Origin of the sequence: Paenibacillus sp. Aloe-11 (assembly GCF_000245715.1) — a bacterium.
GTDB classification, from domain to species: domain Bacteria; phylum Bacillota; class Bacilli; order Paenibacillales; family Paenibacillaceae; genus Paenibacillus; species Paenibacillus kribbensis.
On record NZ_JH601039.1, the window covers coordinates 11,024 to 13,380 of the forward strand.

The window sequence follows — 2,357 nt, forward strand, 5'->3', positions numbered from 1 at the left end:
GAAATATACCGGGTGGGCGGAGCGCAGGCGATTGCCGCTCTCGCTTACGGAACACATCGCATTGAACCGGTCGATAAAATTTGCGGTCCCGGCAATATTTATGTAGCGCTGGCAAAGCGTGAGGTATACGGTGCGGTGGATATCGACAGTATTGCCGGGCCGAGTGAAATTGTCGTGCTGGCTGACGACACGGCGAATGCTGCTTATGTAGCGGCAGATCTGCTGTCGCAAGCGGAGCATGACGAAATGGCCTCGGCCATTCTGGTTACGCCCTCGCAACGCTTGGCGGAAGAAGTATCAGCCGAAGTACAGCGCCAATTGACCGATCTGCCGCGCAGGGATATTGCTTCTGCCTCAGTAGAGTCCTACGGGGCCATCATTGTCGTTGACACGTTGAAAGAGGGCATCCGTATTGTCAATCGGCTGGCGCCGGAGCATTTGGAGATCATGACAGAGCAGCCGATGGAGCATGTGGGTCTGATTGAAAATGCGGGAGCTATTTTTCTGGGAGCGTACAGCTCGGAGCCGGTAGGCGATTATTTTGCCGGACCAAACCACATTATTCCGACGAATGGAACTGCGCGGTTTTCTTCGCCAGTGGATATTGATGATTTTATCAAGAAGTCGAGCATGATCTATTACAGCAAGGAAGCGCTGCTACGCAATGGAGAGACGATTATGCAACTTGCCCGGCATGAAGGGCTAGAAGGTCACGCGCGGGCGATACAAGTTCGGTTGGACAATGAAAAGAAGGCGGTGGATATGGATGGGGAACGAAAATAACGGAGCAGGACGCGCAGGCAGCGTCAGCCGGAAGACGAACGAAACGGATATTCAGCTGTCTTTTGCGGTAGATGGGACAGGACAGGCCGAGATTGAAACGGATGTTCCTTTTCTCAATCACATGCTGGATTTGTTCACGAAGCACGGACATTTTGACCTGAATGTGCAGGCCAGAGGGGATGTTGACATTGACGACCACCATACCGTGGAGGACATTGGTATCTGTCTGGGGCAAACCTTGCTGGAGGCACTGGGTGATAAAAAAGGGATCAAGCGCTATGCCAGTGTCTTTGTACCGATGGATGAGGCGCTCGCGCAGGTCATCATTGACCTCAGTAACCGACCCCATTTTGAGTATCGTGCGGAGTATCCGTCACAGCAGGTGGGGAGCTTTTCGACAGAGCTGGTGCATGAATTTCTGTGGAAATTTGCATTGGAGGCTCGTATGACGCTGCACGTCATCGTTCACTACGGGCAAAATACCCACCATATGATCGAGGCGGTGTTCAAAGCACTGGGACGCGCACTGGACGAGGCGACCTCCATTGATCCACGGGTAACGGGAGTGCCTTCAACGAAGGGAGTGCTGTAGGCCATGTCCATTGCTATTGTGGATTACGGCAGAGGCAATCTGCATAGTGTGAGCAAGGCGGTTGAGCGTCTTGGATATGAGGCTGTAGTCACAGGAGATGCCCAGGTGATTCGTTCCTCCAGCGGTGTGATTCTGCCGGGTGTTGGGGCATTCGGAGATGCGATGGAGCATTTGCGTTCCAGTGGATTGGATCGGATTATCCAGGAGGTGGCGAGCGCTGGACAACCGCTGCTCGGTGTTTGCTTGGGCATGCAGCTGTTGTTCACTCGTGGTGAAGAATATGGCAGTCATGAAGGACTTAATATTTTACCGGGCGAGGTCGTTCGTTTTGCTCCCGATAGGGGCGTTAAGGTGCCGCATATGGGCTGGAATCGTCTGCGTATGACACAGCCGGATCACCCGTTGTTGCAGGGCTTGGAGGAAGGGCATGTGTATTTCGTGCATTCCTATCATGCAAAGCCTGAGGTTGAAACGGACCTGCTGGCGGTGACGGACTACGGCGGGCCTGTAACGGCTATCGTTGGTAGAGACCATGTATATGGCATGCAGTTCCATCCGGAGAAAAGTGGGGAAATGGGCTTGCGGCTGCTTCGTCAGTTCTTGGAGCTGGCGGAGGCGGCAAAGCGAGCGTAACTACTCATCAGTCTGCAGGAGGGTGGTACGGCTGTCTTTGGGCGTTGATTGATGTGAAGGCCTGTAAAATGTTGAATAGCTCACAAGGGGGTCATGCTTTGTTCACGATATATCCGGCGATTGATATTCGCGATGGCAAATGTGTACGGTTGGTGCAGGGGGATTACAACCAGGAGACGATATACAACGAAAATCCGGTAGAGGTAGCCCGGGAATGGGAGCGTAAGGGCGGCTCCTACATTCATTTGGTTGATCTGGACGGTGCCAAAGCGGGCCACCCGGTGAACGATGAGTTAATCGGGCGCATCGCTTCTGCAGTACAGGTGCCAGTACAGGTGGGTGGCGGCTT

4 protein-coding genes are annotated in these 2,357 nt (G+C 53.6%); all 4 read left to right on the top strand.

Annotation, left to right across the window (positions count from 1 at the left end):
* Positions 1 to 783: histidinol dehydrogenase (gene hisD / locus WG8_RS27595; RefSeq protein WP_007428136.1), on the top strand; the 783-nt coding region annotated here is incomplete at its 5' end.
* A complete protein-coding gene (hisB, locus tag WG8_RS00755) occupies positions 767 to 1,375 on the top strand; it encodes an imidazoleglycerol-phosphate dehydratase HisB (RefSeq protein ID WP_007428137.1) in 609 nt (202 codons plus the stop codon). The genes hisD and hisB, both read left to right, overlap by 17 nt.
* Before the next feature lie 3 nt (positions 1,376 to 1,378).
* Positions 1,379 to 2,008 carry an imidazole glycerol phosphate synthase subunit HisH gene (gene hisH / locus WG8_RS00760; RefSeq protein WP_007428138.1) on the top strand — a complete coding sequence of 210 codons (630 nt, stop codon included), beginning with the start codon at positions 1,379 to 1,381 and terminating at the stop codon, positions 2,006 to 2,008.
* Between the two features lie 98 nt (positions 2,009 to 2,106).
* Positions 2,107 to 2,357, top strand: a 251-nt coding sequence (locus WG8_RS27600; protein WP_007428139.1) for a HisA/HisF-related TIM barrel protein, incomplete at its 3' end; no start/stop codon positions are given.